This is a genomic window from Stenotrophomonas maltophilia, assembly GCF_006974125.1.
Lineage (GTDB): Bacteria > Pseudomonadota > Gammaproteobacteria > Xanthomonadales > Xanthomonadaceae > Stenotrophomonas > Stenotrophomonas maltophilia_O.
The window spans coordinates 1353200-1377032 of sequence record NZ_CP037858.1 but is presented as its reverse complement, the minus strand read 5'-3'; the positions used below and the strand labels follow the sequence as shown (position 1 = coordinate 1377032).

Below are 23833 nucleotides of genomic sequence, written 5' to 3'. Positions count from 1 at the left end.
GGCGCACCTGTCAGGCAAGGCGTTGATGGTAGCGGCAACGCCGGTCGCGTGCCTCCCCGCCGTACTGCAACGCAGCGTCCGCCCGGCGCTCGCGCAGTCATTGCGAAACCCGTCACGTTCAGGAGGGTGCCATGCCCCGCGCCATGGGGCGGCCTTGAAGCGGGCGCGGAAAGTGCGATATAGATACGCTTTCGTAGCGGCCCCCGCCAGAGATCGGGCCGTGCGCTTGGGGATAGGCAATGACTGAAAACACGACTGCGGGCGGGGAACTCGCAGGACTCCGGGTGATGGTCATCGATGATTCGAAGACCATCCGCAGGACTGCGGAAACGCTGCTCAAGCGCGAAGGCTGCGAGGTGGTGACCGCCACCGACGGCTTTGAAGCGCTTGCGAAGATCGCAGACCAGCAACCGCAGATCATCTTCGTCGACATCATGATGCCGCGCCTGGACGGGTACCAGACCTGTGCGCTGATCAAGGGCAACCAGCTGTTCAAGGCGACCCCGGTCATCATGCTCTCGTCCAAGGATGGCCTGTTCGACAAGGCGCGGGGACGCATCGTCGGCTCGGAGCAATACCTGACGAAGCCTTTCACGCGTGAAGAACTGCTGGGTGCCATCCGCACATACGTCAACGCCTGACCAGGGGGGAAAGGCACAATGGCTCGTATCGTTCTGATCGAGGATTCACCGACCGACCGCGCGGTGTTCACCCAGTGGCTGCGCCGTGCCGGCCACGAGGTGCTGGAAGCGGACAACGCCGAGGATGGACTGCAGCTGGTCCGCGACCAGGTGCCGCAGCTGGTGCTGATGGACGTGGTCCTGCCCGGCATGAGCGGCTTCCAGGCCACCCGCGCGATGGCCCGTGATGCGGCGATCAAGCACATCCCGGTGATCATCGTCAGCACCAAGGCGATGGAAACCGACAAGGCATGGGGCTTGCGCCAGGGCGCGGCCGACTACATCGTCAAGCCGCCGCGCGAGGATGAACTGATCGCGCGGATCAACGAACTGGTGGCCTGATGCGCTCGCCCTTCGACATTCTTGAAGCCTACGAACGGCGCAGCCTGGCCCATGCGGTGCAGCTGCCCGAGCGGCAGTTCGCCCAGGACCTCTGGCGTGGCGTGGGGTACCGCGTAGGCCAGCGCCGGCTGGTGTCCGATTTCCGTGAAGTGGTGGAAATCGTGCCGATGCCGCCGGTGACTCCGGTGCCGTGCGCGCAGCCGTGGCTGCTGGGCGTGGGCAACCTGCGCGGCAACCTGTTCCCGGTGGTCGACCTGAAGTACTTCCTGGAAGGCACGCGTACCGTGCAGCAGGAAGGCCAGCGCGTGCTGATCATGCGCCAGGCCGGCGGCGACGTCGCCCTGACCATCGATGAACTGTTCGGCCAGCGCAGCTTCGAACTGGACCAGCAGATCGCGGCCGGTACGTTGGCCGAAGGGCGTTACGGCCACTTCGTCGATCGCGCCTTCCACGCCGACGGCCACGACTGGGGTGTGTTCTCCCTCTCGCTGCTGTCGCGTACCCCTGAATTCCGGCAAGCCGCGGCCTGAGGCCGGGCATCGCCCCCTGCATTGAAGATCGAGGTTGAACGATGAGTACTGCTTCGGACGCCACCAAGACCGGCAAGCTGCGGCTGGGCGGCAGCAACCTCTGGCTGTTCCTGCTGCTGGCATCGATGATCCTGTTCGGCGTCAACACCGGCGTCGCCACCTGGCAGGGCAGTCGCCTGGCCGATGCCGGCTCCAAGGCCGCCGACCTGCAGGTGCTGTCGCAGCAGCTGGCCAACCAGGGCCGTGACGCGGTGGGCGGCAACGCGCAGGCGTTCACCGCCTTCAAGGCGACCCGCAACGCGATCGAACAGAACGTGTCGACCCTGCAGGGGCGCTACGGCAAGGAGCCGGGCGTGTCCGGCGCGATCACCACGCTGGGTGAAACCTGGGCGCCGCTGGGCAAACAGGCCGGGCAGCTGGTCGCCAGCGAGCCGGCGGTGTTGGCACTGGCCGGCAACGCCAACAACTTCACCGGCGCGGTGCCGGGCCTGCAGGCCCAGCTGAACGAACTGGTGCGTGCGATGTCCGCCTCCGGCGCACCGTCGGCGCAGGTGTACAGCGCGCTGCAGCAGGTGGTGGTGGCCGGTTCGATGGCTCGCCGCGTGACCGAAATGCGTGCCGGTGGCAGCGCCGCTGCCACCTCGGGCGATGCACTGGCCCGCGACATCACCGTGTTCTCGCAGGTGCTCGACGGCCTGCGCAATGGCAACGAAGAACTGGGCATCACTGCCGTGCGCGGTGCCGCCGCCGTGGCCGCGCTGGAGCAGTCGCAGCAGAAGTGGCAGGCGATGAAGCAGGACGCCGACGCGATCCTGGCCAGCTCGCGCCAGCTGTTCGCCGCGCAGTCGGCCGCCACCGCGCTGGGCCAGGGCTCGGCGCACATGCTGGACGACAGCCGCAAGCTGTTCGAGGCGTTTTCCTCGTTCGGCTCGGTGTCCGATACCCGCCTGTTCCCGAACTTCTGGATCGGCGTGGTCTCCGGTGCGCTGTCGCTGATCGCGATCATCGGCTTCGTCTCCACCAACGTGCGCAGCCGCTCGCGCGAGCAGGAACTGCGCTACCAGACCCAGGTGGAGTTCAACAGTCGCAACCAGCAGGCGATCATGCGGCTGCTGGACGAAATCTCCTCGCTGGGTGAGGGCGACCTGACGGTGAAGGCCTCGGTGACCGAGGACATGACCGGCGCCATCGCCGACGCAATCAATTACGCGGTCGACGAGCTGCGCCACCTGGTGACCACCATCAACGACACCTCGGCCAAGGTCGCGCTGTCCACCCAGGAGACCCAGGCCACTGCCATGCAGCTGGCAGAGGCGGCGGGCCACCAGGCCAACCAGATCACCTCGGCGTCGGACCGCATCGGCGAAATCGCGGCGAGCATCGAGCAGGTGTCGCGCAACTCGGCCGAATCGGCCGACGTGGCACAGCGTTCGGTGGTGATCGCCGCCGAGGGTGCAGGCGTGGTGCGCGAGACCATCCAGGGCATGGACCAGATCCGCGACCAGATCCAGGAAACCTCCAAACGCATCAAGCGCCTGGGCGAGTCGTCGCAGGAAATCGGCTCGATCGTGGAACTGATCAACGACATTTCCGAGCAGACCAACATCCTGGCGTTGAACGCGGCGGTGCAGGCGGCTTCGGCCGGTGAAGCGGGCCGCGGTTTCGCGGTCGTGGCCGACGAAGTGCAGCGCCTGGCAGAACGTACCTCCGGCGCGACCCGACGCATCGAGAACCTGGTGCAGGCCATTCAGGCCGATACCAACGAAGCGGTCACCTCGATGGAGCAGACCACCGCCGAAGTGGTATCCGGTGCACGCCTGGCCGAGGACGCCGGCACCGCGCTGACCGAAATCGAGCGCGTGTCCAATGCACTGAACACCCTCATCAAGAACATCTCCATCGCCGCCCAGCAGCAGTCGGCCGCGGCCTCGGACATCACCCGCACCATGGGCGTGATCCGGCAGATCACCGGCCAGACCTCGCAGGGTGCCGGGCAGACCGCCGAATCGATCGGCCACCTCGCGCAGCTGGCGGCCGACCTGCGTCGTTCGGTCGCCGACTTCAAGCTGCCGGCGTGACGCGGGCAGGGCGGCGAGCAAGGAACCAGTCGATGAAGCATTTCCATTCCCCACGCCAGAACTCGCGCGGCTTCCGCGCGGCGGCGAACGGAGCGCGTCCATGAGCAGTCTGCGCGATGCGATGAGCCACGCAGCGCTGGGCTGGGTCAAGCCGGAGCTGGACGAGACCCTGCGTCAGGTGCGCAACGAGGTCGAGTACTACGCGGAAGACCCGACCGATGCCAGCCGCATGCGCATCTGCGCCGGCTACCTGCACCAGGTGCAGGGCACCCTGCGCATGGTCGAGCTGTACGCCCCGGCGATGGTGGCCGAGGAGCTTGAACAGCTGGCCCATGCCATCGGCGCCGGTGGCGTGGCCGACCGCGATGAAGCCTGCGCGACCCTGATGCGCGGCAGCGTGCTGCTGCCCGACTACCTGGAGCGCCTGCAGAACGGCCATCGCGACATTCCGATCGTGTTGATGCCGTTGCTCAACGAGATCCGCGCCGCGCGTGGCGAGGAAGGCGTGCATGACAGCGTGCTGCTGGCGTTCGCGCCGGACAGCGTCACCGCCACCGAGGCCGAACTGGACCACGCGCGTGGCAGCCTGAGCGGGCGCAACCGCGAACTGCTCGACACCGTTGGCAGCGCGGTGAAGGAAGAACTGCTGCGCATCAAGGATGCACTGGACCTGCACCTGCGTACCGGAGGTGCGCCGGAACAGCTGCAGATCCAGGCCAATGAACTGGGCGCGGTGGCCGATACGCTGGGCATGATGGGCCTGGGCGTGGCCCGCGGCGTGGTCGTGCAGCAGCGTGATGCACTGCGTGGCGTGGTGGAAGGCCGCCAGCAGATCGACGAGAACCTGCTGCTGGATATTGCCGGTGCGCTGCTCTACGTGGATGCCTCGCTGGATGACCAGGTCGCCCATCTGGGTGCCGACGGCAGTGGCGAGGACGATCCGAGCGCAGTGGAGAACCGGCGCACGGTAGAGGTGCTGGCGCATGAGGCCATCGCCAACTTCGCCGCCGCCCGCGAGCATTTCGTCGCTTTCATCGAAACCGGCTGGCACCATGCCGAGCTGCAGGACGTGCCGCGCCTGCTGGGCGATGTCTCCGGCGCGCTGCGCATGCTGGATCTTGGCACGGCTGCCGATTACCTGCGCGGTGTGCAGCAGTACATCGAAGCCGAGCTGATCGGTCGCCAGCGCGTGCCCAGTGGCCGTCAGCTGGACACCCTGGCCGACGCCATGGCCAGCCTGGAGTACTACCTGGAAGCCCTGCGCGACCGCCGTCCGGGCCGCGAGGACATCCTCGACATCACCCGCAGCAGCCTTGAGGCGCTGCGCTACTGGCCACTGCCGGACCGCGATGCGGCCGAGGCGGCAACGTTTACGCCGCAGTCCATCGAGCGCGAGCCGGTTCCGCTGCTGGCCACGGCATTGCAGCCGGAGCCCATTGAGATCCCGGTACAGTCTGCTGCGCCGGCACCCGGTGAGGTGCCGGTACCGCTGCCGGACTTCACCTTCGATCCGCCACCGGCCACGCCTTCGCCGGCGGCGGTGGACAACAGCTTGATGTTCGGTGGGCTGGGGTCCGTCGCCGCCGCGCCGCTGTCGCTGCATGACGAGGCGGATGCACCGCTGGTCTTTGCCGCTTCCAGCGCGCCGGCGCCCGAAGTCCCGCAATGGGATCTGGCACCGTTCCATCCGGAGGCCGATCCGCTCGCTCCAGTGGACGATGAGCGCAGTCCGACGTTTGCCAGCTTCGATCCGGTCAGTTTCGAACAGGCCGATGCAGGGCAGGGGGCCGCCACGCAGTGGACGCTGTCGGAGGCGACGCTGCCGGTGCAGTCCGATGCGACGACTGGCCTGGACGTCGAGGACGCCGCCGACACGACGCTGTCCATCGAGACCGGCACGCATGCCGCACCGGTGTTCGACCCGGTGGCCGCCGAACATGATGCGGTTTCTGCAAGCGACGACGTCGTGTTCCGTTTTGATGCCGATGCGCTGGACAATGCCGACGACGTGCTGTCGCTGCATGCGATGGAGACATTGTCGCTGGAGGACGCTGCCGGGCCGCATCCGTCGCTGGAGAGCGTCGATGCCACCGCCCCTGCGGTGGTGGAAGAAAACCCTGTTGCCGCAGAACCGGACATCACCCCGGTGGATATGCCGGTGGAAACGCCCGCACCGCTTGGCGATGTACCGGCACCGGCAGTGTCGATGATCGACATCGACACCATTGCGCCGATTGATTTCAGCGAAGCCGACGCGCAGTTCTTTGCCGAGCTGAGCGCTGCCGCCGCGGACTTCAATCCGCAGGCGGCCCGGACGCCGGCCGATGCGGAAGCGCCGCTCGCCGGGGGCGACGCGGAAGGTACAGAAGCCGGCTTCGAAGCGGGTTTCGACGACGATGCCGAGAACATCGACGAGGACATCCGCGAGGTGTTCCTGGAAGAGTTCGACGACGAACTGGCCAACCTCGGTACGTTGCTGCCGGCATGGCGCCTGCAGCCGGACAACATGGACCGTCTGCGTCCTATCCGCCGCATCTTCCACACGCTCAAGGGCAGTGGCCGACTGGTCGGTGCACGCACCCTGGGCGAATTCGCGTGGAAGATCGAGGGCATGCTCAACCGCGTGCTCGACGGCAGCCGCGCGGCGACGCCAGCCGTGCTGGCCATGGTCGACAACGCACATGCCGCGCTGCCGCAGCTGAACGCCGCACTGCGTCATGGCCAGCGCATCAGCGTGGACCTGCAGGCGATGCAGGCCATTGCCGATCGCGTCGGCGCGGGTGAGGAAACCTATTACGTACCGCTGCCGGTTGCGGCCGCGCCCGCCGCACCGGTGGTCGAAGCCGATGGCGAGGACGAGATCAGCCGCATCCTCGAGGCCGAAGCAATGGCGTCGGTACAGGCTGAAGCCGATGCGGACCCGGCGCCTGAAGCCTTGGGCACGCAGGCCAACATCGACAGCGTGCTGCGCGAGATCCTGGAAGCCGAAGTGGAAGTCCACCAGGCGACCCTGCAGGACTGGCTGCGCTCGGCGCAGCAGGCGCCGCAGCCGGTCAGCGACGCGCTGCTGCGCGCGGTGCACACCATGAACGGCGCCTTCGCAATGACCGAAGTGCCGGAAATCACGGCCGTTACCGGCGGTGCCGAGTCCTACATCAAGCGCGCGCTGGCTGCAGACGTGGTGCCGGGGGACGAGGGCGTGGCTGCGCTGGATGCGACCGCGCAGGCGATCACCGCGACCATGGAAGCGCTGCAGGCCGAACAGCCGCGCATCACGCCGCAGGAAGCGCTGGTGCAGCGCCTGCAGGCGCTGGCCGGTGAACTGCCGGAAGCGCGCTGGCCGATGGTTGGGCTGGAGGACGACGACGAGGATCTGGCGCTGGAGACCGGTCCTGCGTTCGAAGCTGCCGCGCCTGGGGTCGAACCTGCCGGACCTGAGCCGGAACCGCTTGCGGTCGACGCGCAGGCCGCCGGGACCGCGGGCGTGATCGGCACAGGCCTCGATGTCGGCGAATTGACCGGCAGTGATGATCTTTCGCGATACTTCGATGCCGGATGGCCATCGGTACCGGGTGAAGGCGAAGCCACCACCGAAGGCACCGGATCGATTGAATCGATCCAGCCGGTCCAGAGCGAGCCGGTTGTTGCGACGACCGACCTGGACGTCGCAACGACGCCGGTCGCGGAGGCCGATCTGACCGCCGCGGACGACCTGTCGCCCTACCTGGATGCCCGCGCGCTGCCGGTGGATGACCGCGACGCCGATGAGATGCCGGCGTCCGTGGAGATTGACGCAATCGACCTGAATACGTCGATGTCCGCTGACCTGGGCGATGCCGACGCCAGCCTTGACGACGGCGCTGCTGCACTGCCACTCGACAGCGAGCTGTCGAGCCTGCAGGATGAAATGGCTGCGCCGGGTTTTGCAGAACCGGTCACGCTTGCAGCCGCGCTCGAGGCCGGCCTGCACGTGATCGACGAAGAGCAGACCCTGGACGACGACGGGCAATGGCCCGTGCTCGGCCTCCAGGCCAGCGAACTCGCGCCGGGCGAGGCGGAAGCCTTTGCCGAGGATGCGGACGTCGGCGGGGAGGCGGCGGTCGGCGAAGGAGAGAGCGCCGATCAGCCGTCCCCGGCGACGGTGAACGAGGTGAGCGCTGCCGAAGCACTGCAGGCCACCGCCGAGCCGGTACGGTTCTTCGAACTGGAAGATGCACCGGGCCAAGGCACGGCCCACGCCGATGCCGAACCTGCCGAGGCCGACGCTGTGGAGCGTGCACCGCTCCACGAAGAAGCCTCCACTCCGGAAGAAACCGCGGACGGCGCCGATGCGCTCGACTTCAGTGTGTACGACCGCGAGCTGGTCGACATCTTCGTCGAGGAAGGCAAGGATCTGCTCGATCATTGCGATGGCCTGATCAGCGAACTGCGCGATGCGCCGCAGGATCGAGAGGTACTGGCCGGCCTGCAGCGTGACCTGCACACCCTGAAGGGTGGCGCACGCATGGCGGGCATCAATGCCATCGGCGACCTTGGCCACAGCATCGAATCCCTGCTGGAAGCCGTGGCGGCCGGCCGCACCGAGATCGAACGCCGCGACGTGCAGCTGCTGGAGCGCGGCTTCGACCGCCTGCACCAGCTGCTCACCCGGACCGGTGCCCACCGCGTGGTGGAACCTGCACAGGACCTGGTGGAGGTCTTCGAGGTCCGCACCACCACCGATATCGCGGCAGCCGCTGCGGCCGCGCGTGCGGCCAGCGAGGCCGAGACCGTGCCGGCGCAGGCTGCGGGCCCGCTGACGCCGCCGGCCGATGCTCCGCTGTCGGCACCGCTGCCGGCCGAAGGCGTGGCCTACGAAGACCCGTTGGCCCGTCCGCAGCAGGAACAGGTGCGCGTGCGCGCCGACCTGCTCGACCGACTGGTCAACCACGCCGGTGAAGTGGCGATCTACCGCTCGCGTCTGGAACAGCAGCTCGGTGCCTTCCGTGGCGCGATGGGTGAACTGGAGCGCACCAATGCGCGTCTTCGCGACCAGCTGCGCCGCCTCGATCTGGAAACCGAGGCGCAGATCGTCGCCCGCTACCAGCGCGAGCAGGACCAGGCTGACCAGAAGTTCGATCCACTGGAACTGGACCGTTTCTCCACCCTGCAGCAGCTCAGCCGTGCGCTGAACGAGTCCGCCGCCGACCTTGGTGGCCTGCAGGGCGTGCTGGACGATCTGTCGCGCCAGTACGACTCCCTGCTGCAGCAGCAGTCCCGCGTAAGTTCGGAACTGCAGGACGGCCTGATGCGCGCGCGCATGGTGCCGTTCGATGGCCTGGTGCCGCGCCTGCGCCGCGTGGTCCGCCAGTCCGGCATGGATACCGGCAAGCAGGTCCACCTGACCCTGGAAGGCACTCACGGCGAACTGGACCGCAACGTCCTCGATCGCATGGTCGCGCCGCTGGAGCACATGCTGCGCAACTCCGTGGCCCATGGCCTGGAAGCGCCGGAACAGCGTCGCGCCGCTGGCAAGCCGGAGGAGGGCGAGATCGCCATCCGCCTGCACCGCGAAGGCTCGGAAATCGTGCTGGAAGTGGCCGACGACGGCGCCGGCCTGGACCGCGAAGCGATCCGCCGCCGCGCCATCGACCGTGGCCTGCTGGCTGCCGATGCGCAGCCGAACGAGCAGGAACTGGACAACCTGATCTTCGCCTCCGGTTTCACCACTGCCGACCAGGTCAGCCAGCTGGCAGGCCGAGGCGTGGGCATGGACGTGGTGCGCAACGAAGTGCGCCAGCTCGGTGGTTCGGTCGACATCCAGTCGGTGCGTGGCCAGGGCGTGCGCTTCACCCTGCGCCTGCCGCAGACGCTGGCCGTCACCCAGGCGGTGTTCGTGCAGATCGGCGAAACCACCTTTGCGGTGCCGGTCGCCTCGGTCAGTGGCATCGGCCGCCTGTCGCGCGAGCGTTTCGAAGCGGCCGACAGCAGCTATCGCTACAGCGGCGAGGACTATCCGCTGTACGACCTCGGCAGCCTGGTCGGGCAGGCTCCGGCGCGTGCCGATGGCCAGGACCAGGCGCCGTTGCTGCTGGTCCGTGCCGGTGACCTGCGTGCCGCCGTGGCGATCGACCAGGTGCTGGGCAACCGCGAAATCGTGGTCAAGCCGGTCGGCCTGCAGATTGCTTCGGTGCCGGGCATCTACGGCGCCACCATCACCGGCGATGGCCGCGTGGTGGTGATCCTGGACGTGGCGCCGCTGGTGCGCCGCTTCCTCGCCAACCCGACGCTGCCGGTGCTGGCCAACGCGCCGCGCCAGGAGCGCCAGGTGCCGCTGGTGATGGTGGTGGACGATTCGCTGACCATGCGCAAGGTCACCGGGCGCATCCTCGAACGCCACAACTTCGAGGTCAGCGTCGCCCGCGACGGTGTGGAAGCACTGGAGCGCCTGGAAGAACGCGTGCCCGACCTGATGCTGCTGGACATCGAGATGCCGCGCATGGATGGCTACGAGCTCGCCACCGCGATGCGCGCCGACCCGCGCTACAAGGACGTGCCGATCGTGATGATCACCTCGCGCAGCGGCGACAAGCACCGCCAGCGCGCCTTCGAGATCGGCGTGCAGCGCTACCTGGGCAAGCCGTACCAGGAGCTGGACCTGATGCGTAACGTGTACGACCTGCTGGGGATCGCCCGTGTCCGTGAGTGAAGCCCAGGCGGCCCCGGCCGTCGCCCTGCTGGCCCGTCCCGGCGCGGCGCGCGAGCGCCTGCGCGAGGCGTTGTCGCATGCCGATGTGCAGCTGGTGCTGGAAGACGACCCGAACGGCCTGGAACCGCAGCTGCTGCAGGACGCGCGTCCACAGTTCGTGGTGATCGCGCTGGAGGCGGCCATCGAGGATGCTCTGGAGCGGCTTGAAGCGGTGCTGTCCGCACCGGGCCTGACCCTGGTCTTCGACGAGGCCGAACTGGCGGCGCGCCGTGATGGTTGGGAGGCACAGCGCTGGGGCCGCCACCTGGCCGCCAAGCTGCACGGTCACCAGCAGGTGCTGCCGCCGGGTGCGGAAGACGAACCCGCCCTGCAGCTGGAACCGGGTCACCCGGCACCGCCGCCGGCACCACGGGAAGAAGCGCTTCTGCCGCATCTGGACCAGGCATTGAGCTGGGCCGACGAGGTACCGGCGGACAGCCTGTACGCGCCACCGGCGCACCTGCACGAACCGATCGCGCTGGAGCAGGCACTGGCCGCGCTGCAGCCGGTCGTGCCGGAGCCGCTGGATGCAGCGCCGATGCAGCCGGTTGCCCCGCCGGCCGCAGCGGCCCCGCCGCCGGTCTCCTTCGACCACACCGCGTGGTCGCTGGTCGAGGACGTAGCAGACGTATCCGCAGCCACCGGCCACAGCGCCGCGGTGGAAGCAACGCTGCCATCCTTCGATACCGATCACCTCAGCCTGGTGGACCTGGATGCTGCGGCGCCCGCGGGCGCACGTGCCGGTTCGCTGCTGGTGCTGGCCGGCATTGGTGGCCCGGATGCGCTGCGCCGTCTGCTCGGTGCGCTGCCGTCGTCGCTGAGCGTGCCGGTGCTGGTGCACATGCGCCTGGATGGCGGCCGTTATGGCAACCTGGTCAAGCAGATGGCACGCGTGTCGCCGTTGCCGGTGCAGCTGGCCGAAGCCGGCCAGCGGGCCGTCCCCGGTGAAGTACACGTGCTGGCCGATGACATCGGCGTATGCGTGACAGCCGACGGCCTGCATTTCCTCAGCGATGCGCAGGGTATCTCGCTGGCCGCGCTGCCGGCGGAACACACCGCGCTGGTGCTGCTCAGCGGTGCCGACCTGGCCCACGTCGGGCCGGCACTGGACCTTGCTGCGGCGGGTGCCTGGGTGGCCGGCCAGGTCGGGGAAGGCTGCTACGACCCGGCCGCGGCGACCGCCGTGGTGGCTGCCGGCATGGTGGCCGGCGAACCGCAGGACCTGGCGCAGGCCATCGCCGCGCGCTGGGGCGAGCAGGACGACAACGGAGACGCACCATGAGCTATGCCAGCAATGACGAAATCCGCGGCGTCCTGATCCAGGCTGGCAACGAGCGCGTGCTGCTGCCCAATGCCACCGTGGCCGAAATGATGTCGCGGGTGCCGGTGCAGCCGGTCTCCGATGCACCGCGCTGGCTGGTCGGCGAGATCGGCTGGCACGGCTGGCAGGTGCCGCTGGTGTCGTTCGCGCGGCTTTCCGGGCTGGGCGAGGAAGCGGTGGGCGGCCACAACAAAGTGGTGGTGCTGAAGGTCCTGAGCGGCAACGCACAGCGCCCGTACTACGCGCTGCTTACGCAGAATTTCCCGCAGTTGATCTCGGTGCCGCGCGATGGCCTGCTGGCCGATGCTTCCGAGGAAACCCTGCCGCAGATCGTGCACATGCGCGTGTTGCTGGGTGAGCAGAGCGCATTGCTGCCAAACCTGGACGCGCTGGAAGCCGCACTGGATTCGCTGGCGGCCTGATCGGGAATCGGCCGGTCGGATTCCCGGTAGTGCCGGCCGCTGGCCGGCAACCGCATGATTCCGTGGATGCCGGCCAGCGGCCGGCACTACCACCCATCAGCCTTACCCCAGATCCCCCAGCCGCGCCTGCAATGCCGCGATCGCGGCCAGGCCGGCCGTCTCCGTGCGCAGGATGCGCGGGCCCAGCTGCAGCCCCTGGAAGCCGGCCGCCGCCAGTTGATCGCGGTCGCGCGGCGACCACCCGCCTTCCGGGCCGATCGCGATCACGATGCCGCCCGTCGGCGCAGCGTCCAGTGTCGACAGGCGATGGGCGCCCAGGGGGTCCAGCGTCAGCCGCAGCGTATCGGCCGGCAGCGTCGCCGCAGCCTGCGCCAGTGACAACGGCGATCCCACCTGGGGAATGCGCGCGCGCCCGGACTGGCCGCAGGCCGAGGTCACCACGTTGTTCCAGTGCGCTACGCGCTTCTCCGCGCGCGCGGCATCCAGCTTCACTTCGGTGCGCTCGGCATTCACCGGAACGATGGCGCTCACGCCCAACTCGGTGGCCTTCTGCAGGATCAGGTCCATCTTCTCGCCACGCGCGATGCCTTGCAGCAGGGTGATCGCCAACGGTGATTCATTGTCGATGGCCTGCACTGCATCGATGCGCACCTGCACCTCGCGCTTGCCGGCCGCGGTCAGGGTGGCGCTGTAGTCGTGGCCATCGCCGTTGAACAGCACGCAGGTATCACCCTCGCGCAGGCGCATCACCCGCACCAGATGGTTGGCCGTCTCTTCCGGCAGGGTCACGGTCTGGCCGCTGTGCAGCGCCAGGTCGATGGGGCAGCGGGTCACGCGCATGCAATCGCCTCGTCAATCGCCGCCAGCGTGGTATGTGCCAGCAGCTCCAGTTGTTCGTCGTCCACGCAGTAGGGCGGCATCCAGTACAGCACGTCGCCCAGTGGACGCAGCACCACGCCACGCTTCAGCGCAGCCTTGTAGGCATGCAGGCCCAGTCGCAGCGCCGGGTCGAACGGGGTCCGCCTGTTGCCATCGCGTGACAGTTCGAAGGCCACCACCATGCCGGCCTGACGCACATCGGCCACATGCGGGTGATCGGCGAATGGCGCTGCCAGCGTGCCCATCACCGAGGCGATGCCACGGTTGCGGGCGATCACATCGTCGTCGCGGAAGATGTCCAGCGTCGCAAGCGCAGCCGCACAGGCCAGCGGGTTGCCGGTGTAGCTGTGCGAATGCAGGAAGGCGCGCTCGCGCGAGTCATCAAGGAAGGCGTCGTACAGCGCCTGCGTGGCCAGCACCGCGGCCAGTGGCAGGAAGCCACCGGTCAGGCCCTTGGACAGGCACATCAGGTCCGGCATCACCCCAGCCTGCTCGCAGGCGAACAGGGTGCCGGTGCGGCCGAAGCCGGTGGCGATCTCATCGGCAATCATGAATGCGCCGTGCGCATCACACAGTTCGCGCACACGCTGCAGGTAGACCGGGTCATGCATGCGCATGCCGCCGGCGCACTGCAGGCGTGGCTCCAGGATCACCGCGCAGATCTCGCCCGGATGCTGGTCGAACACGGTGGCCGGGCCATCGGCGGCCTGGCGTGCACGATCAGCCGCACTCTGCCCCGGCTCGGCCAGGTAGGCATCGGGCGAGGGCGCGAACAGGCCTTCGGCCAGAAGCGGTGCGTAGACGCGGCGGTACAACGGGATGTCCGCCATCGCCAGTGCGCCAAGGGTCTCGCCGTGGTAGCCGTTCTCCAGCGCGATGAAACGCGTGCGCCGTGGCTCGCCGCGGTTCTGGAAATACTGGAAGGCCATCTTCAGCGCGACTTCCACGCCGGCCGAGCCGTTGTCGGCGTAGAACACCTTGGCCAGCGGTTCGCGGCCGGGCTGGCGTGGCGCCAGCGCCAGCAGGCGCTCGGCCAGGGTGATTGCCGGCTCGTGGCCGAAGCCAGCCAGCATCACCTGTTCCAGCTGCCCGGCCTGCGCCGCGATGGCGCCGCCGATGCGCGGCTCGGCATGGCCGAACAGATTGGTCCACCAGCTGCTGACGGCGTCCAGGTAGCGGTTGCCGTCGTGGTCGATCAGCCATGCGCCTTCACCACGGGCGATCGGTACCAGCGGCAGGGTATGCGGGTGCTCACGCATCTGCGTGCACGGGTGCCACAGCACCTGCAGGTCGCGTTGCCGCCAGTGCTGGGCCAGCGGGGAGGGGGTTGGGTCTGCTAGCATTTCGGGCTCATGAACATGTTGCTGCCTGCACATTCTATCGGCCCCGGCGCTGGCGCCGGCCGCCGCGGAGATTCCGCATGAACGATGACCGTGCCGGCCGTCGCTTGCCGATCATCCATCGGATCACCGATGAGGAGAACGGCCCCTTCCAGCGCCAGCACCTGGACCTGGAGTTTTCCAACGGTGAACGCCGCCGCTTCGAACGCCTGGTCAGCCGTGGCCATGGTGCGGTGGTGGTGGTGCCGATGCTGGACGACGAGACCGTGCTGCTGGTACGTGAATACGCGGCCGGCATGCACCGTTACGAGCTGGGCCTGGTCAAGGGCCGGATCGACGCCGGCGAGACTCCCGAGGAGGCGGCCGACCGCGAGTTGAAGGAAGAGGCCGGCTATGGCGCGCGCCAGGTCGACGTGCTGCGCGCGATGACCCTGGCCCCCACCTACATGAGCCATCAGTCGTGGCTGGTGGTGGCACGCGACCTGTATCCGGAAAAGCTGGCCGGCGACGAGCCGGAAGAACTGGAAGTGGTGCCGTGGAAGCTGGCCGAACTGGACCGGCTGATGCTGCGCGAGGACTTCTCCGAGGGACGCTCGCTGGCGGCGCTGTTCATCGCGCGCCAGTGGCTGCAGGGAACGCGATGATCAAACTGACCACGGACCTGCGCGAGACCGCCATCGCCATCGCCCAGGAAGCCGGACAGGCCATCATGCAGGTGTATGCCGATGGCTTCGAGGTGCAGATCAAGGATGACAACAGCCCGGTTACCGCCGCCGACCTGGCCGCCAACCTCGTGATCGAGCAGGGCCTGCAGCAGCTGACCCCGGACCTGCCGATCCTGTCGGAGGAATCTGCGCAGGTGGGGTGGGAGCAGCGGCGCCATTGGGGTGCGTACTGGCTGGTCGACCCGCTGGACGGCACCCGCGAGTTCGTCAAGCGCAATGGCGAGTTCAGCGTCAACATCGCCCTGATCTACCAGGGCGCACCGGCGTTCGGCGTGGTGCTGGCGCCGGTCACCGGCATCGTCTGGCACGCCATGCGTGGCGAGCTGGCCTATCGCCGGCAGGGCCTGCACGACACCGTGCTGCGCACCCGCACGCCGGCCACCGCCCCGCTGCGCGTCGCCGCCAGCCGTTCGCACCGCTCGCCGGAAACCGAGGCGCTGCTGGCGCGCATGGGCCGCATCGAGACCATCGCACAGGGCTCGTCGCTGAAATTCTGCCGGATCGCCGAAGGCGGCCTGGATGTCTATCCGCGGCTGGGCCCGACCTCCGAATGGGATACCGCTGCCGGCCAATGCGTGCTGCATGCCGCCGGCGGCGCCGTGCTGTCGGCCGCGACCGGCAAGCCGTTCCGCTACAACCGCCGCGAAACCCTGTTGAACGGCGATTTCATTGCCCTTGGTGATACCAGCCTGCCATGGCGCGACTGGTTGTCCGACTGACCCTGGAGGCCGCATGAGCGCGCACGACACCCGCACCACCGGCAGCGCCGCCACCCATGAGCTGGAGCGCCTGCTGGCCATCATGGCGCGCCTGCGCGACCCGCAGGGCGGCTGCCCGTGGGACCTGGAGCAGAACTTCGCAACCATCGCGCCATACACCATCGAGGAAGCCTACGAGGTGGCCGATGCGATCGACCGTGGCGACCTCGACGACCTGTGCGACGAGCTGGGCGACCTGCTGCTGCAGGTGGTGTTCCATGCGCGCATGGCCGAAGAGCAGGGCAGCTTCGCCTTCGCAGACGTGGCCCGCGCGATCAGCGACAAGATGCAGCGCCGCCACCCGCACGTGTTCGCCGAGGTCAGCGTTGACGATGCCGATGGGGTGATGCGCAACTGGGAGGCGATCAAACGCGCCGAGCGCGCCGCCAAGGGCGAGCAGGACACCTCCGCGCTGGCCGGCATCTCGCGCGGCCTGCCGGAATGGCAGCGGGCAGTGAAGCTGCAGTCGCGCGCGGCCAAGGTCGGCTTCGACTGGCCAGGCCCGCTGCCGGTGCTGGACAAGGCGGCCGAGGAACTGCAGGAACTGCGCGAAGAGTTCGAGCGCGGCGACATCGCCGGCAACAAGGCGCGCCTGCAGGAAGAGCTGGGTGATCTGCTGTTCGTCTGCGCCAATCTCGCCCGTCACGCCGATATCGACCTGGGTGCCGCGCTGCGCGGGGCCAACCACAAGTTCGAACGTCGTTTCCGTGCGATGGAAGTGCAGGCCGACGCGCAGGGTGAAACGCTGGCCGCGATGGACCTGGATGCGCAGGAAGCGCTGTGGCAGCACGCCAAGGCGGCGGAAAAGGCGTGAAGACACTCGGCCTGTTCCTGCTGACCGCGCTGGCCGAGATCGTCGGCTGCTACCTGCCGTGGCTATGGCTGCGCAAGGGCGCCAGCATCTGGTTGCTGCTGCCGGCGGCCGCCAGCCTGGCGCTGTTCGCCTGGCTGCTGACCCTGCACCCGACCGCCAGCGGCCGGGTCTATGCGGCCTACGGTGGCGTCTACATCGGCACCGCGCTGTTCTGGCTGTGGCTGGTCGATGGCATCCGCCCCAGTCGCTGGGACATGCTGGGCGCGGCCCTGTGCCTGGCCGGCATGGCAGTGATCATGTTCGGGCCGCGCACCTCATCAGTGTAGAGCCGAGCCATGCTCGGCTGCTCTTCCTTCCGACCGCGCTGGCGCGCGCAAGCCGGGCATGGCTCGGCTCTGCAAGGGCAGCGATCCCTTCCCGGAAGGTGCATGATGGGGGCGCCCCCTGGTCCCCGGAGCACGCGCATGTCCCGCTTCGCCAGCTTCCGCGAGTTCTATCCGTTCTACCTCAGCGAGCACCGCCACCCGGTGTCGCGCCGCCTGCACTTCATCGGCAGCTGCGGGGTGCTGCTGCTGGTTGCGGCGGCGATCCTGCGCGGGCAAGCCATCCTCGTGCTGGCCGCCCTGTTCTGCGGTTACGGCTTCGCCTGGGTCGGTCATTTCTTTTTCGAGAAGAACCGTCCGGCGACATTCCAGCATCCGCTGTACTCGTTCATGGGCGACTGGGTGATGTTCGCCGACATCCTGCGCCGGCGCGTGCCCTGGTAGTTCCACTGTGCATGCGGCCTTCACGCGCTATGCTGGGGCCTGGGCGTCATAGATAAGGAAAGCGCGATGTTCCCGACCATGTTCTTTACCGTGGTACTGGCCTTCGTGGCCGTGGTGGTCCTGTTCAAGGCGGTGCGGATGGTGCCGCAGGGATACGAATGGACCGTCGAGCGCTTCGGGCGCTACACGCACACCATGACCCCCGGCCTGCACTTCCTGATCCCGATCGTGTACGGGGTCGGGCGCAAGGTGAACATGATGGAGCAGGTGCTGGATGTACCCAGCCAGGAAGTGATCACCAAGGACAATGCCGCCGTGCGCGTGGATGGCGTGGTGTTCTTCCAGGTCCTGGATGCTGCCAAGGCGGCCTATGAGGTGGCCAATCTGGAAGTGGCGATGATCGCCCTGGTGCAGACCAACATCCGTACCGTGATCGGCTCGATGGACCTGGACGAATCGCTGAGCCAGCGCGAGGTGATCAACGCCCAGCTGCTGAGCGTGGTCGACCATGCCACCAACCCGTGGGGCGTGAAGGTCAACCGCATCGAGATCCGCGACATCCAGCCGCCGCGTGACCTGCTGGATGCGATGGCGCGGCAGATGAAGGCCGAGCGCGAGAAGCGCGCCCAGATCCTTGAAGCCGAGGGTTCAAGGCAGTCGGAGATCCTGCGCGCCGATGGCGAGAAGCAGGCCACCGTGCTGGAGGCCGAAGGCCGCCGCGAAGCTGCGTTCCGCGACGCCGAGGCGCGCGAGCGCCTGGCCGAAGCCGAAGCGATGGCGACCAAGGTGGTGTCGGCGGCGATCGCAGAGGGGGACGTGCAGGCGATCAACTACTTCGTTGCCCAGAAGTACGTGGAAGCATTCAGGGAGCTGGCCAGTTCGCCAAACCAGAAGCTGGTGCTGATGCCGATGGAGGCAAGCGGCGTGATCGGCTCGATTGCCGGCGTGGCCGAACTGGCCAAGCAGGCGTTGGCCAGCCAGGACAACAAGGCCGCCGGCAAGCGGCCGCCGCCGATTGGAGGTTGACATGCGCTGGGAGGTCGTAGGCTGGGGCGCGCTGGCACTGCTGCTGTTTGCCGCAGAGGCGTTGGCGCCCGGGGCGTTCATGCTGTGGATCGGCATCGGCGCGGCGGCTGTGTTCGTGCTGGTGGCCGTGTTCAGCGGCATTCCATTGCTGTGGCAGGTCGTTGCCTTCGTCGTGCTGAGCGTGGTCTCGATCCAGTGCTACCGGCGCTGGGGCAAGGCAAGGGCGCGGCCCAGCGATGCACCGTTGCTCAACCGTCGCGCCGAGCAACTGGTCGGACGGGTGGTGCCGTTGCAGCAGGGTATCGTTGGTGGGCAGGGCCGGGTCAGCATCGATGATGCGTACTGGCAGGTCAGTGGGCCGGAACTGCAGGCCGGCAGCCTGGTGCGGGTGGTGGCGGTGCAGGGCAGCACGCTGCAGGTCGAGCCGGCAGACCGCCCCGTGTAGAGCCGCGCCCACGCTCGGCTCCCACACGAAGAGCCGCCGAGCCTGGGCACGGCACTGGAACTCCGCCGCTGCGCTGCGGCACGCCTGCGGGCGACCGATCTGGGATAATGGGGATTCTTGTTTCCTCTGCTGCCGGACCCGGTCATGACCCAGAAGACGCTGCTCAACGATACCCACCGCGCCCTTGGCGCCAAGATGGTCGATTTCGGGGGTTGGGACATGCCCATCCACTACGGCTCGCAGCTGGACGAGCACCACCTGGTGCGTCGCGAGTCGGGTGTGTTCGACGTCAGCCATATGACCGTGGTCGACCTGCGCGGTGACCAGGTCAAGCCGTTCCTGCGCCGCCTGCTGGCCAACTCGGTCGACAAGCTGAAGGTGCCGGGCAAGGCGCTGTACTCGTGCATGCTGAATCCGCGCGGCGGCGTCATCGACGATCTGATCGTCTACTACCTGGGCGACGATTTCTTCCGCATGGTGGTCAACGCCTCCACCCGCGAGAAGGACCTGGCGTGGCTGCGCGAGCAGGCCGCGCCGTTCGGCGTCAGCGTCGAGCAGCGCCCGGACCTGGCCATCCTCGCCGTGCAGGGCCCGCAGGCGCGCGACATCGTGATCGGCCTGGCCCGCGAAGCCGACCGTGCCGCGTTGACCAAGCTGGGTCGCTTCGCCGCCTTGCAGGTGCAGTCCGACGACGGCGTCGAGCTGTTCGTCGCCCGCACCGGCTACACCGGTGAAGACGGTTTCGAGATCCTGCTGCCGCAGGATGCCGTGGTCGCCTTCTGGAATCGCCTGTTGGCGGCAGGCGTGAAGCCGGCCGGCCTCGGCGCGCGTGACACGCTGCGCCTGGAAGCCGGCATGAACCTGTACGGCCAGGACATGGACGAAGAGATCAGCCCGTATGAAGCGGCGCTGGCCTGGACCGTGTCGCTGGACGAAGGCCGCGACTTCATCGGCCGCGACGTGCTGGAAGCGCAGAAGGCTGCCGGCACCGCGCGTCAGATGATCGGCCTGGTGATGGACGAGAAGGGCGTGCTGCGCCACGGCCAGGCGGTGACCACCGCGGGCGGCCAGGGCGAGATCCTGTCCGGCACTTTCTCGCCGACCCTGGCCAAGGGCATCGCCTTCGCCCGCGTACCGGCCGGTGAACTCGGCGAGGTCACCGTCGACATCCGCGGCCGGCAAGTGCCGGTGCGCGTGGTCAAGTTCCCGTTCGTGCGCGAAGGCCAGGCCCAGCCCGGCGTGCTCGCCGACGCCTGATCCGAACATGCCGGTCGTCACTGACAGCAGTGGCGGCCGGTTGGTTACACTAGCCCCGTTTTTTCCACCCCTGCATATCTCTGGAGCAGTCCCATGAGCGAGATCCCCGGCGACCTCAAGTTCCTCAAGTCCCACGAGTGGGCCCGTGTCGAAGGCAATGGCCGTGTCACCGTCGGTATTTCCGACCACGCCCAGGGCCTGCTGGGTGACCTGGTCTACGTCGAACTGCCGGAAGTCGGCGCCGACGCCAAGGCCGGCGAACAGATCGCCGTCGTCGAGTCGGTGAAGGCCGCCTCGGACGTCTACAGCCCGATCAGCGGCAAGGTTGTCGAGGTCAACTCGGCCCTGTCCGACAAGCCGGAAACCATCAATGAAGATGCCTACGGCGAAGGCTGGATGTTCGTGGTCGAACTGACCAACGCCGAAGAGCTCAACGAACTGCTGGACCCGGATGCGTATGCCGAAGCCCTGGAAAACGACGACCACTGAGTCGTCGTTTCCGGGTTCTGGAACGGCCACCTTCGGGTGGCCGTTTTTGTTTTGGCGAGCACGTCGGCTCATGACGCAGGGTTTGCTGCGCGCCCTCGACGCGGCATCAGCAGACCCGCGAACGGTACCGAGGGGTGTGCGCAGTTTTGCGCAAATCCGCGTTTCCACCCCGCGCCGGCGCGTCCGGATGTGAAAACTTTTTGCCCCCCGTTGCGGTGCCGTTGTGCTGGCGTTGGTGCGGGCGGCGGCCGCTGCAGGCGATGCGTGCATGCAGTGGCCGCCAACATGCATGCATCTGCGCAGAGTGCTTATTTCAAGTGCTTTTTGTTCAAGGCGTGCGTTGTTGTCGTTGCAGGCAACGTGCGTGCGTGGTGCTTTGGTGGTCGTCGAAGGCGGAGCGTGGCGACCGTGCAGACAACACCGTGGATGGCGCGGATGTGAAAATTTTTCGCGGGGGTTGTTGACAGTAAAAAAACCGTGATTAGGTTTCGCCTCAGCAGACCTTGCCTGCCCAACCGAGTGCGCAGAATCAATCGTCCGATGCGAAGCAGCCCCTTCAAGACCACCGCGACCCTGATGACGGTGGACATGGCCCCGCTTCCCCCGGAGAAATGCAAGGCACCTCCCGTTCCGATGCCCGCTCCGCCGATCGAGGCGGGCATTGCCGTATCCGTAACGGCGCGCCTGACGCGCCGGCGGTCCCCGCACGCAGCATCCGCGGGTTTGATCCACCTGGGCGTTTCAACTCCCTATCACTGACGAGGAGCCATCCCATGGCAACCAAGAAAGCTGCGAAGAAGAAGCCCGCCGCCAAGAAAGCGGTGAAGAAGGTCGCGAAGAAGGCCGCTGCCAAGAAGGCAGTGAAGAAGGTCGCGAAGAAGGCGACCGCCAAGAAGGCAGTGAAGAAGGCTGCGAAGAAGGTCGCCAAGAAGACCACTGCGAAGAAGGCAGTGAAGAAGGCGGCAAAGAAGGTAGCCAAGAAGTCCACTGCCAAGAAGGCCGTCAAGAAGACCGCGAAGAAGGCCGTCAAGAAGGTAGCCAAGAAGGCCACCAAGAAGACTGCCAAGAAGGCAACGGCCCGCAAGCCTGCCAAGAAGGTCGCGAAGAAGGCGACTGCCAAGAAGGCCGTCAAGAAGACCGCCAAGAAGGCAGTAAAGAAGACCGCGAAGAAGGCCACCAAGAAGGCTGCCCCGAAGAAGGCAGCGAAGAAGGTTGCCAAGCGCAAGCCGGCCGCCCGCAAGAAGAAGGCCGCTCCGGTCGCTCTGCCGGCAACCCCGGCGCCGCTGATCTAAGTACTTCCCGATAGCCGCATCCTGAAACCCCCTTCCCTGGCTGCCCAGCGGGGAGGGGGTTTTTTTATGGGGCCATTTGCAGCGTCGAGCCATGCTCGACTGTCTTTCTGATAGTTGACGCTAGCGGTGCGGCGTCGGTGGAAAGCGCTCCACCAGGAAATCGATGAAGCTGCGCAGGCGGGTCGAGTGGTAGCGGTCGTGGGCATAGACCACGTGCATCGGCCGGCCGGTCTGGCCATGCTCCGGGAACAGCTGCACCAGGCGCCCGGCGTTGACGTCGGCAGCCAGCAGCAGTGCCGATTGCAGCACGATGCCCAGCCCATGCAGCGCCGCCGTACGCAGCGCTTCGCCGTTGTTGATCTGCAGGCGGCCTGTGGGCACATGGTCGAGCCCGCCAGCATCGGCCTGCAGCCACTGCGCCAGTGCGCTGGGTTCGAAGGACAGGCATTGGTGCCGGGAAAGTGCCTGCAGGTCCGAAGGCGTACCGTGCCGGGCGAGGTATCCGGGCGAGGCGCACATCATCAATCGATAGGGTGTCAGCGCACGCGCGACCAGCGCGCTGCTGTCAGCCAGCGTACCGATTCGCAGGGCGGCTTCGAAACCTTCCTCGGCGAGATTGACGACGCGGTCGGTCAGCACCGCGTCGACACGCACGTCGGGATAGTGCGCCATGTAATCGGCCAACGCCGGCAGCAGTGCATGCGTGCCGAAGATCACCGGCGCGCTGATGCGCAGCGTGCCTGCCGGTGCCAGGTGCTGGTGCTGGGCCTGCGCATCGGTTTCCTCCACCAGCCGCAGGATCTCCCGGCAGCGGGCGTAGTAGTCCTCGCCGAACGGCGTCATGTGCTGGCGCCGGGTGGTACGACTGAGCAACTGCATGCCGAGCCGCGCCTCCAATGCACGCAGGTGCTTGCCGGCCATCGTCGCGGAGATGTCCAGTGCTGCCGCCGCAGCGCTGAGGCTGCCCTTGTCCACGATCAGCACGTAGACCTGCATGCTTTCCAGCAGGTTCATCTGACACTCCGGGTGTTGAATGCTGAAACCTGTGCGGAGTTTATCAATCAGGGGTGATCAAACAGCATGCACCGCACGGGCCGGATCCACCGGCCGCGCTGACAGGAGAACACCATGGATTTGAACCTTGAGGGACGCACCGCGCTGGTCACCGGGGCGGGCAGTGGCATCGGTGCCGCTGTCGCCAGGCAACTGGCCGCGCAGGGCGTGCGTGTCGCCATCTCGTCACGGCGGCAGGCACTGCTGCAGGCGCTGGCGGCGGAGATCGAAGCGGCGGGCGCACCCGCGCCGATCATCCTGCTGGGCGATGTCACCGACGCTGGGGACGTGCGCCGCATCGCCGACGCCGCATTGGCGGCGTTGCAGCGGGTGGACATCCTGGTCAATGCGGCTGGCGGCTCGCGGCCAACGACCGTTGATGCAGCCGATACGATCTGGGAGGAGGCATTGGCCCTGAACTTCTCTGCCGCACGACGGCTGACCCAGGCACTGCTGCCGGCGATGCAGGCGCAGGGATGGGGGCGGGTGATCAACTTCAGCGGTTCGATGGAGCCGCGCGCGGTGAACGCGGCCACGGCGGCAAAGGCCGCGCTGCATCTGTGGGGCAAGGGGCTGGCCTCCGAAGTGGCCGGGCAGGGCATCACGGTGAATGCAATCGCGCCTGGACGGATCAACAGCCCGCAGATCCTCGACCGCCTGCATCCCACCGAGGAAAGCCGACGCGAATTCATTGCGCGCAACATTCCGCTCGGGCGCTTCGGCGAGCCGGAGGAGGTGGCGCCGCTGGTGGCCTTCCTGGCTTCGCCGCTGGCCGGCTATATCACCGGTGCGGTGATTCCGGTGGATGGCGGCATGCACTACTTCGCGCACTAGCGCTGCGGCGCTGTAGAGCCGAGCCCATGCTCGGCTCCACAGGTCCGGCGGAGT

Annotated in this window: 22 protein-coding genes; 18 read left to right on the top strand and 4 right to left on the bottom strand. The window is 67.5% G+C overall.

The genetic code is table 11. The features are described 5' to 3' along the window. The first annotated feature begins 239 nt into the window (after positions 1-239). The 7 genes from pilG (at position 240) to EZ304_RS06290 (ending at position 12100) form a co-directional block, all read left to right on the top strand. Entirely contained in the window at positions 240-641 is a 402-nt protein-coding gene (pilG, locus tag EZ304_RS06320; protein ID WP_005418455.1) for a twitching motility response regulator PilG, read from the top strand. 18 nt (positions 642-659) lie between these two features. Next, positions 660-1022, top strand: coding sequence for a response regulator (locus tag EZ304_RS06315; RefSeq protein WP_005410717.1), 363 nt, complete (start codon positions 660-662; stop codon positions 1020-1022). Then, on the top strand, positions 1022-1552 hold the full coding sequence (locus tag EZ304_RS06310) for a chemotaxis protein CheW (RefSeq protein ID WP_005410716.1): 531 nt from the start codon (positions 1022-1024) through the stop codon (positions 1550-1552). The genes EZ304_RS06315 and EZ304_RS06310 overlap by 1 nt, the downstream gene beginning before the upstream one ends. 41 nt (positions 1553-1593) lie before the next feature. Beyond that, positions 1594-3630 carry a methyl-accepting chemotaxis protein gene (locus tag EZ304_RS06305; protein ID WP_099552039.1) on the top strand — a complete coding sequence of 679 codons (2037 nt, stop codon included), beginning with the start codon at positions 1594-1596 and terminating at the stop codon, positions 3628-3630. A gap of 100 nt (positions 3631-3730) precedes the next feature. Further along, positions 3731-10318 carry an Hpt domain-containing protein gene (locus EZ304_RS06300; protein ID WP_142806578.1) on the top strand — a complete coding sequence of 2196 codons (6588 nt, stop codon included), beginning with the start codon at positions 3731-3733 and terminating at the stop codon, positions 10316-10318. Continuing rightward, complete coding sequence (locus EZ304_RS06295; protein ID WP_142806577.1) at positions 10305-11639, top strand: chemotaxis protein CheB; 1335 nt, start codon at positions 10305-10307, stop codon at positions 11637-11639. The genes EZ304_RS06300 and EZ304_RS06295 overlap by 14 nt, the downstream gene beginning before the upstream one ends. Beyond that, positions 11636-12100, top strand: a complete 465-nt coding sequence (locus EZ304_RS06290; protein WP_142806576.1) for a chemotaxis protein CheW — start codon at positions 11636-11638, stop codon at positions 12098-12100. The genes EZ304_RS06295 and EZ304_RS06290 overlap by 4 nt, the downstream gene beginning before the upstream one ends. A 102-nt stretch (positions 12101-12202) precedes the next feature. On the opposite strand, the gene EZ304_RS06285 is transcribed toward EZ304_RS06290, so the two are convergent. Together EZ304_RS06285 and bioA are read right to left on the bottom strand one after the other, a co-directional pair. Then, entirely contained in the window at positions 12203-12940 is a 738-nt protein-coding gene (locus EZ304_RS06285; RefSeq protein WP_099552042.1) for a 16S rRNA (uracil(1498)-N(3))-methyltransferase, read from the bottom strand. Continuing rightward, positions 12931-14322: an adenosylmethionine--8-amino-7-oxononanoate transaminase gene (bioA, locus tag EZ304_RS06280; RefSeq protein WP_221931198.1), complete on the bottom strand. Its 1392-nt coding sequence runs from the start codon at positions 14320-14322 to the stop codon at positions 12931-12933. The genes EZ304_RS06285 and bioA overlap by 10 nt, the downstream gene beginning before the upstream one ends. A gap of 77 nt (positions 14323-14399) precedes the next feature. Here bioA and nudE point away from each other — a divergent pair, with 77 nt between their 5' ends. From nudE to gcvH, 9 genes are all read left to right on the top strand, one after another. Continuing rightward, positions 14400-14963 carry an ADP compounds hydrolase NudE gene (nudE, locus tag EZ304_RS06275; protein WP_142806574.1) on the top strand — a complete coding sequence of 188 codons (564 nt, stop codon included), beginning with the start codon at positions 14400-14402 and terminating at the stop codon, positions 14961-14963. After that, positions 14960-15763, top strand: coding sequence for a 3'(2'),5'-bisphosphate nucleotidase CysQ (gene cysQ / locus EZ304_RS06270; RefSeq protein ID WP_099552045.1), 804 nt, complete (start codon positions 14960-14962; stop codon positions 15761-15763). The genes nudE and cysQ overlap by 4 nt, the downstream gene beginning before the upstream one ends. 13 nt (positions 15764-15776) lie before the next feature. Further along, a complete protein-coding gene (mazG, locus tag EZ304_RS06265) occupies positions 15777-16616 on the top strand; it encodes a nucleoside triphosphate pyrophosphohydrolase (protein ID WP_142806573.1) in 840 nt (279 codons plus the stop codon). Next, complete coding sequence (locus tag EZ304_RS06260) at positions 16613-16942, top strand: YnfA family protein (protein ID WP_099552047.1); 330 nt, start codon at positions 16613-16615, stop codon at positions 16940-16942. The genes mazG and EZ304_RS06260 overlap by 4 nt, the downstream gene beginning before the upstream one ends. A 138-nt stretch (positions 16943-17080) precedes the next feature. Then, entirely contained in the window at positions 17081-17383 is a 303-nt protein-coding gene (locus tag EZ304_RS06255) for a DUF962 domain-containing protein (RefSeq protein WP_049431766.1), read from the top strand. Between the two features lie 66 nt (positions 17384-17449). Continuing rightward, positions 17450-18409: an SPFH domain-containing protein gene (locus EZ304_RS06250; RefSeq protein WP_099552048.1), complete on the top strand. Its 960-nt coding sequence runs from the start codon at positions 17450-17452 to the stop codon at positions 18407-18409. A gap of 1 nt (position 18410) precedes the next feature. Continuing rightward, the gene (locus EZ304_RS06245; protein ID WP_142806572.1) at positions 18411-18854 is read left to right on the top strand and encodes an NfeD family protein; all 444 of its coding nucleotides are present in this window, start codon (positions 18411-18413) and stop codon (positions 18852-18854) included. Between the two features lie 144 nt (positions 18855-18998). After that, positions 18999-20111 (top strand): glycine cleavage system aminomethyltransferase GcvT, encoded by a 1113-nt coding sequence (gene gcvT, locus EZ304_RS06240; RefSeq protein ID WP_142806571.1) that lies wholly within the window; start codon positions 18999-19001, stop codon positions 20109-20111. Positions 20112-20204: 93 nt separating this feature from the next. Further along, entirely contained in the window at positions 20205-20600 is a 396-nt protein-coding gene (gene gcvH, locus EZ304_RS06235; protein WP_010482723.1) for a glycine cleavage system protein GcvH, read from the top strand. A gap of 308 nt (positions 20601-20908) precedes the next feature. Here gcvH and EZ304_RS06230 read toward each other — a convergent pair whose 3' ends face one another. Continuing rightward, positions 20909-21262: a hypothetical protein gene (locus EZ304_RS06230; protein ID WP_142806570.1), complete on the bottom strand. Its 354-nt coding sequence runs from the start codon at positions 21260-21262 to the stop codon at positions 20909-20911. A gap of 111 nt (positions 21263-21373) precedes the next feature. Between EZ304_RS06230 and EZ304_RS06225 the strand changes: the two genes are divergently transcribed. Next, on the top strand, positions 21374-21892 hold the full coding sequence (locus tag EZ304_RS06225; protein WP_032130057.1) for a hypothetical protein: 519 nt from the start codon (positions 21374-21376) through the stop codon (positions 21890-21892). A 120-nt stretch (positions 21893-22012) separates the two neighbouring features. On the opposite strand, the gene EZ304_RS06220 is transcribed toward EZ304_RS06225, so the two are convergent. Continuing rightward, complete coding sequence (locus EZ304_RS06220; RefSeq protein ID WP_099552052.1) at positions 22013-22906, bottom strand: LysR substrate-binding domain-containing protein; 894 nt, start codon at positions 22904-22906, stop codon at positions 22013-22015. Between the two features lie 114 nt (positions 22907-23020). On the opposite strand from EZ304_RS06220, the gene EZ304_RS06215 reads away from it, so the two are divergent. Next, a complete protein-coding gene (locus tag EZ304_RS06215; protein WP_142806569.1) occupies positions 23021-23779 on the top strand; it encodes an SDR family NAD(P)-dependent oxidoreductase in 759 nt (252 codons plus the stop codon). Positions 23780-23833: the final 54 nt, after the last annotated feature.

What these genes read in the sequence shown, in the direction of transcription:
- EZ304_RS06230 (WP_142806570.1), bottom strand. Translation starts at nt 21,262, where the DNA reads ATGCCCGCCTCGATCGGCGGAGCGGGCATCGGAACGGGAGGTGCCTTG.
- EZ304_RS06310 (WP_005410716.1), top strand. Translation starts at nt 1,022, where the DNA reads ATGCGCTCGCCCTTCGACATTCTTGAAGCCTACGAACGGCGCAGCCTG.
- EZ304_RS06255 (WP_049431766.1), top strand. Translation starts at nt 17,081, where the DNA reads ATGTCCCGCTTCGCCAGCTTCCGCGAGTTCTATCCGTTCTACCTCAGC.
- pilG (WP_005418455.1), top strand. Translation starts at nt 240, where the DNA reads ATGACTGAAAACACGACTGCGGGCGGGGAACTCGCAGGACTCCGGGTG.
- gcvT (WP_142806571.1), top strand. Translation starts at nt 18,999, where the DNA reads ATGACCCAGAAGACGCTGCTCAACGATACCCACCGCGCCCTTGGCGCC.
- EZ304_RS06290 (WP_142806576.1), top strand. Translation starts at nt 11,636, where the DNA reads ATGAGCTATGCCAGCAATGACGAAATCCGCGGCGTCCTGATCCAGGCT.
- EZ304_RS06305 (WP_099552039.1), top strand. Translation starts at nt 1,594, where the DNA reads ATGAGTACTGCTTCGGACGCCACCAAGACCGGCAAGCTGCGGCTGGGC.
- EZ304_RS06285 (WP_099552042.1), bottom strand. Translation starts at nt 12,940, where the DNA reads ATGCGCGTGACCCGCTGCCCCATCGACCTGGCGCTGCACAGCGGCCAG.
- EZ304_RS06215 (WP_142806569.1), top strand. Translation starts at nt 23,021, where the DNA reads ATGGATTTGAACCTTGAGGGACGCACCGCGCTGGTCACCGGGGCGGGC.
- EZ304_RS06225 (WP_032130057.1), top strand. Translation starts at nt 21,374, where the DNA reads ATGGCAACCAAGAAAGCTGCGAAGAAGAAGCCCGCCGCCAAGAAAGCG.
- EZ304_RS06250 (WP_099552048.1), top strand. Translation starts at nt 17,450, where the DNA reads ATGTTCCCGACCATGTTCTTTACCGTGGTACTGGCCTTCGTGGCCGTG.
- EZ304_RS06245 (WP_142806572.1), top strand. Translation starts at nt 18,411, where the DNA reads ATGCGCTGGGAGGTCGTAGGCTGGGGCGCGCTGGCACTGCTGCTGTTT.
- cysQ (WP_099552045.1), top strand. Translation starts at nt 14,960, where the DNA reads ATGATCAAACTGACCACGGACCTGCGCGAGACCGCCATCGCCATCGCC.
- EZ304_RS06300 (WP_142806578.1), top strand. Translation starts at nt 3,731, where the DNA reads ATGAGCAGTCTGCGCGATGCGATGAGCCACGCAGCGCTGGGCTGGGTC.
- mazG (WP_142806573.1), top strand. Translation starts at nt 15,777, where the DNA reads ATGAGCGCGCACGACACCCGCACCACCGGCAGCGCCGCCACCCATGAG.
- EZ304_RS06220 (WP_099552052.1), bottom strand. Translation starts at nt 22,906, where the DNA reads ATGAACCTGCTGGAAAGCATGCAGGTCTACGTGCTGATCGTGGACAAG.
- gcvH (WP_010482723.1), top strand. Translation starts at nt 20,205, where the DNA reads ATGAGCGAGATCCCCGGCGACCTCAAGTTCCTCAAGTCCCACGAGTGG.
- nudE (WP_142806574.1), top strand. Translation starts at nt 14,400, where the DNA reads ATGAACGATGACCGTGCCGGCCGTCGCTTGCCGATCATCCATCGGATC.
- EZ304_RS06315 (WP_005410717.1), top strand. Translation starts at nt 660, where the DNA reads ATGGCTCGTATCGTTCTGATCGAGGATTCACCGACCGACCGCGCGGTG.
- bioA (WP_221931198.1), bottom strand. Translation starts at nt 14,322, where the DNA reads ATGCTAGCAGACCCAACCCCCTCCCCGCTGGCCCAGCACTGGCGGCAA.